Source organism: Ralstonia sp. RRA, assembly GCF_037023145.1.
Classification (GTDB): domain Bacteria; phylum Pseudomonadota; class Gammaproteobacteria; order Burkholderiales; family Burkholderiaceae; genus Ralstonia.
This window is the reverse complement of record NZ_CP146091.1, coordinates 834,772-851,337: the sequence shown is the minus strand read 5'-3', so window position 1 is coordinate 851,337 and position 16,566 is coordinate 834,772. Positions and strand designations below refer to the sequence as shown.

General features: G+C 64.9%; 15 protein-coding genes and 1 tRNA gene. 11 read left to right on the top strand and 5 right to left on the bottom strand.

Annotated elements, in window-relative coordinates; translation table 11 throughout:
* Positions 1-37: 37 nt before the first annotated feature.
* Together V6657_RS04175 and V6657_RS04170 are read right to left on the bottom strand one after the other, a co-directional pair.
* Entirely contained in the window at positions 38-1,363 is a 1,326-nt protein-coding gene (locus V6657_RS04175; protein ID WP_048931842.1) for a DUF3999 domain-containing protein, read from the bottom strand.
* A complete protein-coding gene (locus tag V6657_RS04170; protein ID WP_048931841.1) occupies positions 1,360-4,218 on the bottom strand; it encodes a DUF2339 domain-containing protein in 2,859 nt (952 codons plus the stop codon). Before V6657_RS04170 ends, V6657_RS04175 begins: the two co-directional genes overlap by 4 nt.
* 204 nt (positions 4,219-4,422) lie before the next feature.
* Here V6657_RS04170 and V6657_RS04165 point away from each other — a divergent pair, with 204 nt between their 5' ends.
* The 5 genes from V6657_RS04165 to V6657_RS04145 all read left to right on the top strand — a co-directional run bounded on the left by V6657_RS04165 (position 4,423) and on the right by V6657_RS04145 (position 7,168).
* Positions 4,423-4,971 (top strand): YaeQ family protein, encoded by a 549-nt coding sequence (locus V6657_RS04165; protein ID WP_048931840.1) that lies wholly within the window; start codon positions 4,423-4,425, stop codon positions 4,969-4,971.
* 38 nt (positions 4,972-5,009) lie between these two features.
* Complete coding sequence (locus V6657_RS04160) at positions 5,010-5,363, top strand: FKBP-type peptidyl-prolyl cis-trans isomerase (RefSeq protein WP_048931839.1); 354 nt, start codon at positions 5,010-5,012, stop codon at positions 5,361-5,363.
* Positions 5,364-5,427: 64 nt separating this feature from the next.
* Positions 5,428-5,503: transfer RNA gene (locus tag V6657_RS04155), tRNA-Cys, on the top strand.
* A 136-nt stretch (positions 5,504-5,639) separates the two neighbouring features.
* Positions 5,640-6,368 (top strand): gamma-glutamylcyclotransferase, encoded by a 729-nt coding sequence (locus V6657_RS04150; RefSeq protein ID WP_048931838.1) that lies wholly within the window; start codon positions 5,640-5,642, stop codon positions 6,366-6,368.
* 11 nt (positions 6,369-6,379) lie between these two features.
* On the top strand, positions 6,380-7,168 hold the full coding sequence (locus V6657_RS04145) for an ankyrin repeat domain-containing protein (protein ID WP_053166280.1): 789 nt from the start codon (positions 6,380-6,382) through the stop codon (positions 7,166-7,168).
* 39 nt (positions 7,169-7,207) lie between these two features.
* Here the strand turns inward: V6657_RS04145 and V6657_RS04140 are convergent, their stop codons facing one another.
* A complete protein-coding gene (locus tag V6657_RS04140) occupies positions 7,208-8,914 on the bottom strand; it encodes a long-chain fatty acid--CoA ligase (protein ID WP_048931837.1) in 1,707 nt (568 codons plus the stop codon).
* A 198-nt stretch (positions 8,915-9,112) separates the two neighbouring features.
* Here V6657_RS04140 and trxA point away from each other — a divergent pair, with 198 nt between their 5' ends.
* From trxA to V6657_RS04115, 5 genes are all read left to right on the top strand, one after another.
* A complete protein-coding gene (trxA, locus tag V6657_RS04135) occupies positions 9,113-9,958 on the top strand; it encodes a thioredoxin (RefSeq protein ID WP_048931836.1) in 846 nt (281 codons plus the stop codon).
* Positions 9,959-9,960: 2 nt separating this feature from the next.
* Positions 9,961-10,626 (top strand): DsbA family protein, encoded by a 666-nt coding sequence (locus V6657_RS04130; protein ID WP_048931835.1) that lies wholly within the window; start codon positions 9,961-9,963, stop codon positions 10,624-10,626.
* Positions 10,627-10,707: 81 nt separating this feature from the next.
* Complete coding sequence (locus V6657_RS04125; protein ID WP_048931834.1) at positions 10,708-11,112, top strand: bacteriohemerythrin; 405 nt, start codon at positions 10,708-10,710, stop codon at positions 11,110-11,112.
* An 83-nt stretch (positions 11,113-11,195) separates the two neighbouring features.
* Positions 11,196-11,528 (top strand): thioredoxin family protein, encoded by a 333-nt coding sequence (locus V6657_RS04120; protein WP_048931833.1) that lies wholly within the window; start codon positions 11,196-11,198, stop codon positions 11,526-11,528.
* A 187-nt stretch (positions 11,529-11,715) separates the two neighbouring features.
* On the top strand, positions 11,716-12,039 hold the full coding sequence (locus V6657_RS04115) for a thioredoxin domain-containing protein (protein ID WP_048931832.1): 324 nt from the start codon (positions 11,716-11,718) through the stop codon (positions 12,037-12,039).
* Between the two features lie 6 nt (positions 12,040-12,045).
* Here V6657_RS04115 and tcdA read toward each other — a convergent pair whose 3' ends face one another.
* Complete coding sequence (tcdA, locus tag V6657_RS04110) at positions 12,046-12,948, bottom strand: tRNA cyclic N6-threonylcarbamoyladenosine(37) synthase TcdA (protein WP_048931831.1); 903 nt, start codon at positions 12,946-12,948, stop codon at positions 12,046-12,048.
* A gap of 83 nt (positions 12,949-13,031) precedes the next feature.
* Here tcdA and V6657_RS04105 point away from each other — a divergent pair, with 83 nt between their 5' ends.
* Positions 13,032-15,287 carry an AsmA family protein gene (locus V6657_RS04105; protein ID WP_048931830.1) on the top strand — a complete coding sequence of 752 codons (2,256 nt, stop codon included), beginning with the start codon at positions 13,032-13,034 and terminating at the stop codon, positions 15,285-15,287.
* Between the two features lie 10 nt (positions 15,288-15,297).
* Here the strand turns inward: V6657_RS04105 and V6657_RS04100 are convergent, their stop codons facing one another.
* Entirely contained in the window at positions 15,298-16,566 is a 1,269-nt protein-coding gene (locus V6657_RS04100; RefSeq protein WP_048931829.1) for a cytochrome c, read from the bottom strand.

Here is a 16,566-nt window from a genome sequence, read left to right as displayed (position 1 = left end):
CGCAATAAAAAACGGCGCCCCAGTGGCGCCGTTTTGCTTACGGCTGCGATGAGCCCGGAGGCGTCGCCGACGTGCGGAACAAGCGCCACGCCATGCCACCCAGCACAACCACCGCCGCAACGAGCGCACCCCACAGCACCCACTGACGCGTCCTGCCACCAGGTGGCTCAACCGTCATCGCGTCGGACGGCGAATCACTCATCGCCCCCAGCTGTGCAGGTGCAATTGCAGGCGACGCACCCGCCAGCAGATCCGCCCGTGCGATCGGGTTACCGCGCGCCACCTCCCCTACCGCAAGCACAAACGGCACGTTGCCGCGCGCTGCATAGGTGATGGTGGCCGGACGCCAGCCAATCGCCAGTTGCGGTGCGCCCGAACCCAAGCCGCCGCTACGCGTGTCGACCTGCAGGCGCCAGTAACGCTCGCCGGTGGCAGGCACACTGATCGGCGCGTTCTCCTGTTCGCTCTGCCCGCCAGCACCCGCCAGACGGAACAGCCGCGTCGACGTGACCTGCCGCCACTGCGCCTGCGCATTCGCACGCGCATACAGCGTGGCCTGCGCAACGGTGTTGGCCTGCGGCAGGTGAATCTTCACGCGCTCCACTGGGAACGCGCCGCCGGTATCAAACTGGTAATCGCCGGCCGCGGGCGTCTGCACCGGCATCAACCCTGAGCGCCACAGAATGGCGCTGTCGGCCGGCAACGGTGGTGAACCGGCTGCCAGTTCTGCGCGCACGCTGTCGGGCACGGGTGGCTTGCCCTGCCACGTCAGCCGCAGGTATTTCACGCGCAGCCCGGTGAACTCAATGCGATCCTGCACCAGCGTGCTGCCCTGATTGGACAGGCGGAACAGCGTGGCCTGGGCGACCGGGTTCCAGTGCTGCAGGTCGTCGCTGGCCTGCACGGTCACGCCGCTCTGGAATTCGGCGGCGGGCAAACCCACTACCAGCGCCGTCAGCGTGTCGTGTAACTGGCTCACGTCGACCAGCCACGCGCGCGCCGACTCCTGTGCGGCAAGCGTGCCGGTGGCGCGCAGCACGCCGTCGGCACCGAGCACGACACCGGCAGTGCCCGGCTTCTGCGCTTCGTCGATCGGCGTGGCAAACCAGCGCACGTCCTGTAGCGTGCGCGCCTGCGGGGCCGGATCGCGTGGGATCTCGATGGTGAACGGCACAGGCTCGCCGTCGCCGTTGAGGATGCGCAAATCCCCCAGACCGGTGTCGCGCGCGTGGGCATACACGTCTTCGCTGAGCGTGACGGCGTAGTACGGCGCGCCGGGCGTGCCGGTCAATGCAAAGCGCTCGGCCCAGGCCGGCGCAGACAGCAGCGATGCCACGGCGATCGCAAGAACAACCTTCTTCACACAACCTCCTTGGTCTCGGCGTCACCCAGCGTTTTGCCCTTGGGCGGCAGCGGCGACAGATAGCCGATCAACAGCAGCAGCACGCCAATGCCGATGAACGAAACGATCCGCTCCACCCCGGTCACGCGCGACAGGTCGAACAGGAACAGCTTGATCACCGTGACGCCCAGCAGCGCAGCGCCCGTGAACCACAGCGCGCGGCTCACGCGTCGCGTAGCAAACACCATCACGCCCAGCGCCAGGACCGTCCAGAACATCGACAACGACGCCTGCACCAGCATCGAGTCACCCAAGTCGTCCAACGTGTACGGAATATGCGCCCAGTGGTGCAGCGTGCGCAGCAATACCGCATTGGCCCAGATGAACAGCGTGGCGCCGACCGCGTAGCCGATCACCAGCGGCTCGGGCACGAGCTTCTGCAATGCCACGCGGCGCATCCACAGCGTGATGGCCAGGAAAACCAGCAACTGCGCCACGTCCAGCGGATTAAGGAGGGGCAGGTAGAACAGCGGCGCGGCATCGCCATTGCTGGCGGCACTGACCAGGCTCCACAGCCACAACAGGGCGGCCAGCGGCGCGGCGCCCCACAGCAGGTAAGCACGCTCGAAGCGGGCGATCGGCCAGCGGATGCGCCAGCCTGCACCCGCCAGCAGTGCGAGCAACGCGCCATAACCGTAGGCCCAGGCGGCAAAGCTCCATGTGCCTTCCGGCACGTAGGCGTCCAGGCGCCAGTAGCCCTCGGTAGCCAGCAAGCCGCAGATCAGCCAGAACAGCACCGTATGCAGCGGCGCGAGGATGGTGTCGCCCCGCTTTTGCTCCATCGTGCGCTGCTGACGGCGCAGCAGCACGAAGGCCAACACGATCGATGCGATCCACACCGCTCCACCCCACCCGGCCAGCGGTGATGGTGCCCAGTGCTCGATGGCCAGCAGCGCAATCAGGGCAAGCGCCGGCGACAACGCCAGCGCAGGCCACTCCGCCAGCGCCCAGTCGAGCTTGCGGCGCAGGCCGTGCGCACCCCATGCGGTCAGCACGGCAAAGGCGGCGTAGAGCGGAATGTCCGGCCGATCGACCGCCTTGGTGCCAAGGCGCCAGGCATAGCGGTCGATCTCATCGCCGCCGCTGCCAAGCCACCACAGCAAGCCCCACACCGAGGCCGCCATGCCGAGCGCAGGTGCCACCTTCAGCCAATCGCGTGCCTCGGCCTTGCCGTGCAGGCGCCAGCCGCTGAAGATGCCCGCCGCCGCAATCAGCACCCCGCCGATGTAGTGGCTGTTGAGCACCGGCCATTGCAACGACGCCGACCACACAAGCAGTACGCCCAACGCAAAGGCCACGCCCGCCCCCAACTGCAGCAGCAGGCCGGCTGCCAGTGCCAGGCGACGCTTCTGGCGCACGCTGGCCCACACCACAGCCGCGCCTTCCACCGCCCAGATTGCACTCGTCGTGCGTCCGTCGAAGGCCAGCGGAATCGCCAGCGTGATGAAGATCACGCCCAGCGCAAACATCGATTCAAACAGCAGCCCCAGACGCGCACGCTTGCCCGCCAGCCACGCGGCAATGCCCAGGTAGAACGCCGCCAGCGCTGCGGCACTCCACGCCATCGCAAACGGAATGTGGTGCACCAGTGCGGCCTGCAGGCCCATCGCCACCAGCGGTGTGCCGAACACCAGCGTGCCGTCTACGTAATGCTTGAGGCTGACCTGGCGGCGCAGCGCGTACAGCAGCGCAATGCCCACATACATCAGGAAGAACAGGATCAGGAACGGCTCGGTGCTCTTGAGCAGTGACGGTTCATAGCGCAGCGCGCCCCAAGCCGTGGCAATGCCGAAGGTGAACACGAAGCCCAGCAGATTCAGCGCGCGCCATGCACGGAACCACGCAATGGCGAAGATGCCCGCGTTAAGCAGCGCGTAGTAGCTGAACAGCGCCACATGGCTGCCCTGCCCGGTCGAGATCAGGATCGGAGCCAGAAACCCGCCTGCGCTGCCGGTAAAGGCCAACGCCGACGCGTTCTGCTTGACGGCCAACCCCGCTGCCAATGCACAGATCAGCACCAGCAGCGGAAACGCCATCCCCGGCGGCAGCAACGGCACCATGCGTGTCGCCGCAAAGACAGTCAGGTACAGCACCCCGACCCCACCGCCCTGCAACACCAGCGCATAGCCGGGGCGCTTGTCGCGCAGGCGCCAGCCAATGCCCAGCAGCACGATCGCCCCAACTGCCACACCCGCAAGGCGGAACTCAACCGGCAGCAGGCTGTTGTCGGCCGCGTACTTGAGCAGAAAGGCCACGCCAAAGAACAGGATCAGGATGCCGACCCGCACCACGCTGTTGCCGCCCAGCAGCCAATCGCGTGCTGCGCCGACGGCGCGTTCCACCCAATCGGGTTCGTGGGGGATCAGCGTGGGTTGGGCAACCGGCGGCGCAACAGGCACCGGCTGCGACACCGCAGGCACCTCCACGGGCGGCAACGACTCGGCCACGATGGGCTCCGTCACCGCTTCAGGCACAGGCGCCACCGTGGGCTCGACGACCCCCGGCACTTCTGGCACTTCCGGCACCGGCGTTGCGAACGACTGCCCCTTCATCTCCGCGATCTGGCGGCGCAGCAGTGCCACCTCGTGCTCCAGCCGCGTCACGCGCTCATTGATCGGCACGGCCACCGGCACCTGCGCGGGTGCATTGCCCTGGGCGACATCCGGCGTCTTGGCCCATTGCGAACTGGCCCGCTTGTCCATGACCAGGATCAGCGAAGCCAGCCCGACGCCGATCAACGCCCCAAAGAACGCGCCGACCACACCCCCTGAGAAGGCCCCGAACACCAGGCCCACGATTCCGAAAATCCAACGCATCGTTCTGATTGTCCTGTTGGTATTGGAAAATGCGCGCGCATTCCCTGCGCCCTGGGCAACCCGACACCTGCCCAAGATGCACGCACCGCTTGCGTATACCGCAATCCAGCCCCGAATGGAATCGACCAAGACGCAGAACGCTATGAGGATCGTGTCATCAGGCCATGCGACAATGCGCGCTTTGCTGAAAAACCCGCTGTCCGAATGGCCCTCAAATCCACGATCTACAAGGTCGATCTACAGATCGCCGACATGGATCGCCACTACTACGGCAACCACGCGCTGACCGTCGCCCGCCACCCGAGCGAGAACGACGAGCGCATGATGGTGCGCGTGCTCGCCTTTGCGCGCCACGCCAGTGAAACGCTCGCCTTCACGCGTGGCCTGTCCGAACCCGACGAGCCCGAACTCTGGCAACGTGACCTGACCGACGCCATCGAACTCTGGATCGACCTGGGCAACCCCGACGACACCCGTGTGCGCAAGGCCAGCAACCGTGCCGAGCAGGTCGCTGTGTATACGTATAGCGGCAATGCCAGCCGTGTGTGGTGGCAGCAGATCGAGACCAAGGTAGCGCGCTTTGCCAACCTGTCGGTCTACGAAGTGGCACCCGACACCGTGGCGGCACTGGCCGGCATGGTGGAACGCACCATGCGTCTGCAAGTCACCATCCAGGATGGCGACATCTGGATCGCCAACGACGCGGACAACGTCCACGTCCAGCTTGAAACGCTCAAGGCCGCGCAAGCCTGAGTTTGTCTCCCACCCCGTCATTACCCACGAGGCTCACCATGACCATCGAAACCACTGCAAGCGGTCTGCAATATGAAGACGTCGTCGTCGGCGACGGCGCTGAGGCCACCGCCGGCAAGTACGTCACCGTGCACTACACGGGCTGGCTGTACGACAACGGCCAGGCTGGCAAGAAGTTCGACTCCAGCAAGGACCGCAACGACCCGTTCGCCTTCCCGCTGGGCGCCGGCCACGTCATCAAGGGCTGGGACGAAGGCGTGCAGGGCATGAAGGTTGGCGGCACGCGCAAGCTGATCATCCCGGCAGCCCTCGGCTACGGCGCACGCGGCGCGGGCGGCGTGATCCCCCCGAACGCAACATTGCTTTTCGAAGTCGATCTGCTGGAAGTCTGATCCTGCGCTAGAATCGCGCCCGGCCTGCGATACGTCATCCGACACATCGCAGGCTCCCTCCCCCGGCGGGGTGGCAGAGTGGTCAATGCTGCGGCTTGCAAAGCCGTATAAGACGGTTCAATTCCGTTCCCCCGCCTCCAGTTTCCCGGCCCCAACCTGTTTACCGTTGCGGCCGCGCCATAGCCAAACGCTTCCCGCCCCGCACAACGCACCATTTCTGGGGCATCGGCCGTCCGCCCGCGTGACCACTCGTAACGATTGCTCTATGCTTGCGACATGGCCGTCACCCGAGAGGATCTCGAACAGAACCGGTTGCGCGCCGCCCTGGGTGATTCACCCGTCGCGTCGTCGTTGCTAACCGAGGCTGCGCTGGAAGCGTCGCTTGCATCGACGCTCGCGCGGTTGTCGAGTGCGCCCTGCGAATGTCAGGACGCGTGGGTGTTCGGATACGGCTCCCTCATCTGGAACCCGATGATCTTCCACACCGAGGCGGCTGCCGCCACGGTGCATGGATACCACCGTGGCTTCTACCTCTATTCCCGCATCAACCGTGGCACCTGGGATAACCCAGGGCTGGTGCTCGGCCTGGACCGCGGCGGCAGTTGCCGGGGCGTGGCCTTCCGCGTACCGCGCGCCCATGCCGAACACGAATTCCGCGTGCTGTGGCGCCGCGAGATGCTCACCGGCGCCTACCAGCCGCGCTGGCTGCCCACCGAGATCAATGGCAAACGCGTCTTCGCACTCGCCTTTGTCATGAACCGTGCGCATGAAGCCTATGCCGGCCGCCTGCCCGATGAGCGCGTGGTCGGCTGCCTGCGCGATGCGGTTGGCCTGTATGGGCCGGCACGCGAATATTTGCAACGCACGCTGATCGGCCTGGCCAGCAACGGGCTGCACGATCCGTATCTGGATCGGCTGTGGACACGCCTGCAAGCAACGGATGCCGCCAACGCACCTGCCACTGCCGAGCCTGCAGAGCAGCCCGACCCTTACCTCAGCGCCTGAGCCCTCCTGTCATGCTCCTCGCCCGCCATCCCGCGCTCAACCAGCTGATTGGCGTCATGCTGGGTCTCGCGCTGGCAGTGGGCGACATGGCCAACGCCTGGCAGGAGCAGCATCTGCCGACGCTGCGCGTGGCTGCCAGTACGAGCACCAAAGCCACGCCCGGTGCCGCGCCTGCCACGCGCCCAACCCATCGCAGCGACCCTGCCACGCGTGACCGCGACCTGATTGCCGCCGCCCAAACCGGCAACACGATGGCCATCCAGACGCTGCTGGCCGACGGCGCCAGCCTCAAGGCACGCGACGCCGACGGCCGCACCGCGCTTATCGCCGCCGTGTCTGCACACATGGGGGCGGCGGCGCGCCTGCTCATCCAGGCTGGAGCCGACGTCAACCTGCAGGACAACGCCCAGAACAGCGCCTTCCTGCTCGCCGCAAGCCAGGGCGATGCGGAAACCGTACGTCTGGCGCTCTCGCACGGTGCCAACCTGCGCGCCACCAACGCCGAGGGCGACACCGCGCTGATCCCGGCTGCACGCCGCGGTTACGTGGAAGTGGTGAATGAACTGGCGAAAGCCGGCGTACCGCCCGATGCCACCAACAACCTGGGCCTGACGGCGCTGATCGAAGCCGTGGCCATGGGTGACGGCAGCGACAAGTACGAAAAGATCGTGCAGCTCCTGCTCGACGCCGGCGCCGATCCGAACATGCCCGACCGGGCCGGTGTCACGCCGATGCGGCATGCGCGTCAGCGTGGATTCCACGGTATCGGCGCGTTGCTCTTCAAGGCACGCGGGCATTGAAAAAGGGGCCACTCGGGCCCCTTTTTCCGCGTCTTCGACTCAGGCTACCGCCGGTTTCTCGGCCGCCTCGTTCTTCGCGTTTTCCTGCTCCTGCAGCGTGCGCCACATCACCTTGCCCGTGCCGGACTTGGGCAGCGCATCAACAAACTCCACCACGCGCGGATACTTGTACGCGGCCATGTTGTCGCGTGCCCAGTTGATGATGTCGTCTTCCGTGGTCTTGCCCTTGGCATGCGCCTTGAGTACGACCACCGCCTTGACCGACTCGCCGCGATACGCATCCCGCGTACCGATGATGCAGGCCTCTTGCACATCCGGATGCTTGTACAGCAGGCTTTCCACCTCGGCCGGCCAGACCTTGAAACCCGAGGCGTTGATCATGCGTTTCAAGCGGTCGGTGAGGAAGAAATAGCCGTCTTCATCCATCTTGCCGAGGTCGCCCGTGCGGAAGAATGTCTTGCCCTCGAACTCGATGAAGACTTCGGCAGTGGCCTGGGGCTTGCCCCAGTAGCCCAGGAACACCTGCGGGCCGCTGACGATGATCTCGCCCACCTCGCCAATCGGCAGCTCCTGCAGCGTCTGCGGATCGACGATGCGTGCGTCGGTGTTGAACACAGGAATGCCCAGGCACTGCTGCTTGGCCCGGTCGGCCGGGTTGCTGTGCGTCGGCGCGATGGTTTCCGACAGGCCGTAGCCTTCCTGATACGCCAGGTTGAAATCCTTCAGCAGGCGCTCGGCCACGGCCTGGGGCATCGCCGCACCGCCGCCGCCGATGTAGGCGAGGCTCGACAGATCGAACTCCGCCAGTTGGGGGCTCGCCAGGAAGTCGATCACCATGGTCGGGATGTTCGTCCAGTGCGTGATCTTGTAGCGCGAGATCAACCGCCCCGCCACTTCGCGATCCCAGCGCGGCAGCATCACCACCGTGGAGCCCATGTAGATCGGCGCGTTCATGCCGTACTGCATGCCCGTCACGTGGAACAGCGGGATGATCGACAGGCTCACGCCCTCCTTCGTCCCATTCGACCACATTGAACCGCCGACGATGTTGTGCATGACCGTGCGGTGCGGGTGCATGCAGCCCTTCGGGAAGCCTGTGGTGCCCGACGTGTACGGCATCACGGCAAGGTCGTCCGGCCCGGCGGTGTGCGGGCCCGGCACGAGGCGCTTGGCGATCACGTCGCTCCAGGCAACAGCGCCGGGCTGCGCCGGATGCTCGGCCGTGATCCACGCAGGCGGCGCATCTTCAGGGTATTCGTATGTAGCCGGCAGCGCGTCGGCGTAGGACGTGACCAACAGATGCTTCGTGCGTTGCGCTTCCGGCAGCTCAGCGTTGGACGTCGTTACGTTGACGGCCAGATCGGCGCTGCAGATGACCGTGCTGGCGCCCGCGTCGGTGATGTAGTGCTTGAACTCTTCCGGCCGGTTCATCGGGTTGACCGGCACGACCACCGCGTCGGCACGTAGGATGCCGTAGTACGCGGCCATGAACTGCGGACAGTTCTGCATGTACAGCAGCACACGATCGCCCTTCTGCACGCCGGCCACCTGCTGCAGCCAGCCGGCCACGGCCACCGCGTCGTCGTGCAGTTCGCGGAAGGTGGTGTGGCGACCGTAGAAGATGATCGCGTCCTTGTCCGGATAGCGTCGGGCAGACACTTCCAGGTTGTACCAAAGGCTCGTTTGCGGCGAGCTGATGTTGTGCGGCAGGCGCCGGGGCCAGAACTGGAAGTGCGGTCGTGTCATATCGTGTCTCCGTGAATCTGTCTGTTGTTTTTACCGGATGGTATCCGAACGATCGTTCTATTTTCAACCGTTGTCAGGACAGCCATTTTTAAGAACGCAAAAACAGGCTGGAAGCGGCCTCAGGCACCCCCAAGTAGAATGCTCGACACACCGCCGGCAAACACGGCCGGCTGCACTTTTCCCAGGAGAATCCCGCCGATGAGCGACGTCACCTCGCAGAGTTTCGCGCAGGAAGTGATCGAAACATCTCGCCAAGTCCCGGTACTGGTCGATTTCTGGGCACCGTGGTGCGGGCCCTGCCGCACGCTGGGCCCGATGTTGGAAAAGCTCGAAGCCGAATACGCCGGCAAGTGGAAGCTCGCCAAGGTCAATTCGGATGAAAACCCCGAGTTGTCGGCGCACTTCAACGTGCGCAGCATTCCGTACGTGGTCGCCTTTGTGGATGGCAAGCCAGTCGACCAGTTTGTCGGCGTGCTGCCCGAGGGCCAGTTGCGCGGGTTTCTTGACCGCGTGATCCCGCAGCCGGCCGACGTGGCCTACCGCGAAGGGCTGGCCGCGCGCCAGGCCGGCGAGATCGCCCATGCACGCGAGGCGTTCCAGAATGCGCTGGCGTTCGACCCCGGCTTCGATGCGGCACGCTTCGAACTGGTCAGCCTGCTGCTGGACGGCGGCGACGTGCGCGCAGCGCAGGGAGAGTTCGAGTTGCTCTCGCCCAAGGCGCCGCAGGACGAGCGCTACGGCCCGCTGCAAACGCGCCTGAAAGCCACGCAACGCGCCGATGCGCTGCCCGATGCCAACGCACTGCGCCTGCGCATCGAGAGCGAACCGGACAACCTGCAGGCCCGCCTGGACCTGGCCGAGCAGTACATCGCGCAGCAGAACTACGAAGCCGCGCTTGAACAGCTGATTGCCATCGTCGAGCGCGACCGCACCTTCCGCGACGACATTGCGCGCAAGACCATGGTGTCGGTGTTCGACATGATGCGCGATGCGCCGCAGGTGGTGTCGCACTGGCGCCGCCAACTGGCCTCCAAACTGAACTGACCATGCGCCTCATCTACGTTGCTGACCCGATGTGTTCGTGGTGCTACGGCTTCGGCCCGCAGCTGGCCGATCTGCGCAAGCGGCTGGGCGAGCTGCTCGGCGCGCCGGTGCCTGTCACGCTCATCACCGGTGGACTACGCCCCGGCCAGCGCGAACCCATGGCGGCTGACAAGCGCAACGAGATCCTCCACCACTGGCACGCCGTGGCCGAGCGCAGCGGCATGCCGTTCGACCAGTCGCCCGAGGTGGCCATGCGTCGCGACGGTTTCGTCTACGACACCGAGCCAGCCTGCCGCGTTGCGGTGCTGGCACGCGAGCATTGGGGCGAAGATGACGAGCGCGTGCTCACGCTCTTCCACGCGGTTCAGCACGCCTTCTATGCCGAGGGCCGTAACACGACGCAGGCTGACGTACTACGCGAAGTCGCTATCGCCAATGGCATCGACGCCGCACATTTCGATGCCGTGTTCGATACCGACGCGCTACGTGAAGAAACACGCGAAGACTTCCGCCTCTCGCGCCGCTGGGGCATCAACGGCTTCCCGAGCCTGCTGGTCGAACAGAACGGCACGCTGTACCAGATCGGCCGCGGCTATGCGCCATCGGTGGCGCTGTATGCGCGGGCGGTGGAAGTGATGCAGCAGCATCCTGCAGCAGACGCTGAGTAAGCGATTTGCCCGGCGTCAAACCAGACCACAAAGGCCGTCGCGTAAGCTGACGGCCTTGCCCATCCTGCCTATCCGCCCATCATGCCTGTGATCGAATGGTCTGAGGCGCTCCAACTTGGAGACGCTGCCACCGACGCCAACCACGCCGAGTTCTGCGCACTGCTCAACACCGTGGCCGACGCGTCGGACGCCGACTTCATCGCCGCACTCGATGCCTTCATTGCGCATACCGAAATCCACTTCGGCGAAGAAAACACGTGGATGGACGCGGCGGAGTTTCCTCCGCGCCATTGCCATCGTGGCGAGCACGACAACGTGCTGGCGTTGTGCCGTGAAGTGCGCAAGCGTGCCGCTGCGGGCGAGATGGAACTGGGGCGCCGTCTGGTGGCTGAACTGCCCGAGTGGTTTGCCCAGCACGTGGATGTGATGGACCGGATGATGACGACGTACTTAACTCAAATGGGTAAAAGTGCTGCTGTGGTTTGAGCCCGGATTTTTCCCCGCCTAGAGTCAGAGCAGCCTGCGCGGCAGTCTTCGCGCAGGCTCCCAACTTCTAGCGAGGAGCCCGTATGGAAACGATTGACGATGACGCCGTCTTTCAAACCCAGGTCATCAAAGCCCCCAAAGGCCAACCTGTGCTCGTGTCCTTCATGGCGACATGGTGCGGCCCGTGGAGAGCGATCAAGCCCAAGCTCGACGAGCTCGAAGCAAGTTACAAGAACCGCGTCACATTTGTAGCGGTTGACGTCGACGGAGCTGAACAAACCGCTGCCAGCGTGGACATTAACAGCCTACCAACGTTCATGATGTTCATCGACGGCAAGGAGCAGAAGGGGACTTTTTCTGGGGCGAATAGCGACAAGCTTGTTAGTGAGCTACTGAAGCCGTATGCGCTAGGGTAAATCTCGCAGGCCATTCATTAGGCCATCGTCACGGACCGCATGACGATGGCGCCCCTGACTCCGATGGGCAATATCATGCACGTCGATTGCGTTCGGGTTGTTGATCTTCGCTGACCTGCCTACAGTCAGAGTGGCCCTGCCCGCAGGCCTTCATTGCGCGGGCGTCCACTTCGCCCAAGGAGCGCCCATGAAGATCGTCAACGATGCTTCGTTTCAGTCAGACGTGATCGACGCCTCGCAAAGCAAGCCCGTGGTCGTGTGCTTTGCCGCCGAGTGGAGCCACCCCAGCCAGTGTGCGGTGGCGAGCCTGGAGAAGATGGAGTCGAGCTACGCCGGGCGCGCCACGTTCGTCACCATGGACTTTGACGAGAACGAAGGCACTGCTGCCAAATACGGCGTATCGGTCATGCCGGCGTTCGTGCTGTTCGCCAACAGTCAGCCGCGCAGCGAATGGTCGGGGCGCTACGCAGACCAGATCCAGGAAAAGCTGGAGCAGCTCCTGCCCCACTAGCCCCAGTCAGACAGCGGCGATCGCACGCAGCGCCGTCGACGCCGCCACCATCCCAAACACCGCCGTCACGCACACCGACGAGCCGAAGCCCGCACAAGCCAACCCTTGCGGGCCTTGCGACGGCTGCGGTGCGGGCGGGGCGTTGACGACTTCGATTTCCCCAGCCGCGGCCAGATCGTCAATGCCGGCGTGGCTCGATTCGACCGGCAGCTCGATCGCACAAGCCTGCTGCTCCGGCTCCGGATAGCGCAGCGGCTCATCCGAGAACACCGCATCGATGCCGAACTTCGTCTTGGGGTTCTTCGCAAAGCCATGCTGGCGGCGCAGGTTGCCGCGCACCTTGGCGAGCAACGGGTCTTGAATGGTGCGCGTGAGGTCGGTCACGCGAATGCGCGTCGGGTCCAGTTGCCCGCCTGCCGCGCCACAGGTCACCACACGCTTGCCGGTGCGCTTGCAGAACGCGAGGATGGCGGTCTTCACCTTCACCGCATCAATGGCGTCGATCACATAGTCAAACGGGTGGCCGAGCAAGGCCTCGACGTTTTCCACGGTGACGAAATCGTCGATGCGGCTGATCTCCGCACGCGGGTTGATCTGCAGGACGCGCTCAGCCATGGCGTCGACCTTGGCCATGCCGTAGGCATCGCCCAACGCGTGAATCTGGCGGTTGGTGTTGGAGACGGCAATGTGGTCGAGATCGATCAACGTGAGCTTGCCGACACCGCATCGCGCCAACGCTTCCGCCACCCATGAACCCACGCCGCCGATGCCGATCACGCACACGTGTGCAGCCGCAAAGCGCTCCAGCGCATTGGGGCCATACAGGCGCGCGACACCGCCAAAGCGGCGTGCATATTCGTCATCCAGGATGGGCGGGTGCGCGGGCGCGCTGATTGCTACTTGGCTCATGACACAATTGAATCGGGACTGCGCCGAACTATATATCAATGCGGCGAGTCGGATTTTTACGTGCCAAACCCATAACAAGACCCATGCGAACCTCCGGCAAACTTGCCCTCGGACTGGTCATCTCGCCCGTTGTCATCGTGGCAGCGGCGGTCATCTTTGTGCTGACGTTCGACTGGAACCGCGCCAAGCCGTACCTGAACGACCACGTCTCGCAAGCGATCGGCCGTGCGTTCGCCATCAACGGCGACCTGATGCTGACGTGGAAGAAGCCCGAAGGCGAAACCGGTTGGCGTGCCTATGTGCCCTGGCCACGCCTGATCGCCAATGACATCACCGTCGGCAATCCGGATTGGACCAAGCAGCCGCATGTGGCGACGATCCACCAACTCACCTTCGTGCTGGAAGCACTGCCGCTGCTGGCGCACCGCATCGTCATCCCGAGTGTCACGCTGGATACGCCGGCCATTGCACTGGAGCGCGACAAGCAGAACCGTAACAACTGGACGTTCGACCTCGCCGGCGGCAACGACAACAAGCCCTCCGACTGGAAGCTGGAACTGCGCGAAATCGCCTTCAGCAAGGGCGCGCTGGCGCTGGATGACGACATGAAGCGCATCCATCTGGCAGCCACCATCGATACGGTCGACAACCAAGTGCTGTACACCGCCGCCAATGGCACGACCATCAAGAGCGACGAGCAACCGGCCCAGGTGCCTACCGCTTCCGGCCCCACAGCCTCCGATGCCGCCGCCAAGGCGCCGGTCGCGCCTGACCCGCAGCAACCTTACGGCATCGCCTGGACGGTCAAGGGCACCTACAACAACGCCGCCATCAGCGGCAGTGGCAAGGCTGGTGGCGTGCTGCGCTTGCAGGACGCCGGCCGCCCCTACCCGTTGCAGGCCGATGTGACGGTCGGCAAGACACGCATCGACTTGGCGGGCACGCTCACCAACCCGGCTAGCCTGACCGCGCTGGACCTGCGCCTGCACCTTTCCGGCGCGAGTATGGCGCACCTGTATCCGCTGACCGGCGTGGTGCTGCCCGATACGCCGCCCTTCGACACACGCGGCCACCTCATCGGCGAGCTGCGCAAACAGGGCTCAACTTGGCGCTACGAGAAGTTCACTGGCCGCGTGGGCGGTTCCGACCTGAGCGGCTCGCTCACCTTCGCGATGCGCGAGCCACGCCCGCTGTTGACCGGCGAGCTGGTCTCGCACCAACTGCTGTTTGCCGACCTCGCGCCGATCATCGGTGCTGACTCCAACGCCAGCAAGGCCAAACGCGCTGACCCCGGTGCCGAAGCCAGCGAAAAGACCGTGCGCCAGCCGGCCGACAAGGTGCTGCCAGTCGAGCCCTTCCGCACCGACCGCTGGAACGCCATCGACGCCGACGTGAAATTCACCGGCGAGCGCATCATCCACAGCACCGACCTGCCGATCGACCACCTCGTCACGCACGTCAAGCTGCAGGACGCGGTGCTTACGCTCGATCCGCTCAACTTCGGCATTGCGGGCGGCACGCTCACCTCCAACATCCAGCTCGATGGCCATGCCACGCCGATGCAGGCACGCGCGGCATTGGCAGCGCGGCATTTCAAGATCAAGCAGTTGTTCCCGAAGATCGAATCGATGCGCGCCAGTGTGGGCGAGATCAACGGCGACGCACGCCTGTCCGCCACCGGCAACTCGGTTGCCACGCTGCTCGGCTCGTCCAACGGCGAGATGAAGGTGCTCGTGGAGCAAGGCACCATCAGCAAGTTCATCCTCGAAGCGATGGGGTTGAACGTCGGGAACGTGATCCTCACCAAGCTCTTTGGCGACAAGCAGGTCACCATCAACTGCGCGGCCGGCGACTTTGCGGTGAGCAACGGTTTGGCGCAGGCGCGCACCTTTGTGGTGGACACGCAGGATGCCGTGATCGACGTGACCGGTGCGACGAGCTTCAAGCAGGAGGCGCTGGACTTCACCATCCATCCGGATTCGAAGGGGCTGCGCGTGCTCTCGCTGCGCACGCCGCTGTATGTGAAGGGCACGTACAAGCATCCGGATGTGTCGATCAACCCGGCCGTGGTGGCGCTGCGCGCAGGCGGTGCGGTGGCGCTCGCCTTTGCCGCGCCGGTGGCGGCGGTGCTGCCGGTGCTGGAACTCAAACCCTCCCCGGACAGCCCCTGCGTCAAGCTGCTGGCAGACGTGCGCCAGCGTCCCACTGCCCCGCCGCCAGGCAAGACCTATCGCAGCAATAACCCGGGGCGCACACCCGAGGGCGATTTGAAATCGGCGCAGCCCGCCCCGCACACAAGCACGCCGCCCGCGCGCGATCCGCTGACGAGCGGCGGCTAAGGCTGATGATTCAGCGCTGCTTCGCAATCCCCTCTGCCGTCATCTGCGGCGTGGCCGGATCACCAAACTGCCGTGTCACATAGTTTGTCAGCGCTGCGAGTTGCGCGTCTGACAGCGCGCGCCCGAACGCGGGCATGCCGATGTGCCGATCCCCGGCCTTGCGCTCGATGCCATGCAGGATCACCTGCACCAGGTTGCCCGTGTCCCGCGCCCCCACCGTGGAGTTGTGCAGCAACGGCGGGTAGTAGCCATCGGGGGTGCCGCGTCCATCGGCCTGATGGCAGGTGGCGCAGTTGCCGAGATACAGGCGTGCTGCGTCGATGGTGGTTTCGATCGGTTTGCCGCGCAGCGCGATCACGTCGGTGGCGGGCTTGCCCCAGTCCTGCCGCGCGCGCTCCAGGTTATTGCTGACGGCGGGCACGGTGCGCAGGTACTCCGCCATCGCCAGGATGTCGCGTTCAGTCATGCGCGAGAAGCTGTGCTGCACCGCCTCGCCCATCGGCCCGGCTGCCTGTGCCACGCCCGGCACGCTGCCGGTGCGCAGGTACTGCACAACCTGCTCGGGTTTCCACGCGCCGATGCCGCTGATGGGGTCAGACGTAATGTTGAACGCTGTCCAGCCCGCCAGCGTCGATCCCGACAAATAGCCCTTGCCACGCTCGTCCATCGCCTTCTCCTGCATGGCAAAGCCGCGCGGCGTGTGGCACGTGCCGCAGTGCGCGAGGCCCTGCATCAGGTAGGCACCGCGATTCCAAGTCGGCGTCTTGTCGCCCCTGGGGATGTACGGCTCGCTCTTGAGGAAGACCAGGTTCCACAGCTTGAGCGGCCAGCGCACGTTCAACGGCCAGCGGATCGTGCTGGGCGGCGGATCGTTCTGCACGGCCGGCACGCCGTAGCGGAAATACGCGTAGAGATCGCGCATGTCCGCGTCGTTGATCTTCGCGTACGAGGGATACGGCATGGCCGGATACAGGTTGTCGCCATCGTCGTCCACGCCCTTGCGCACAGCCCGCTCGAAATCTTCGTAGCTCCATTTGCCGATCCCGGTCTTCTCATCGGGCGTGATGTTGCTGGTGTAGATCGTGCCGAGCATCGGAATCGGCATCGGCAAGCCACCCGCAAAAGCCTTGCCGCCCGGCGCCGTGTGGCAGGCTGCGCAATCGGCAGCAATGGCGAGATATTCGCCGCGCTTGATCTGCGCAGTGTCGGCCGGTGCGTCCTTGGCGGAAGCGACAGTCGCCACGCCGGCAAGCAACAGGAAAAAGGCGATCGCTTTCAT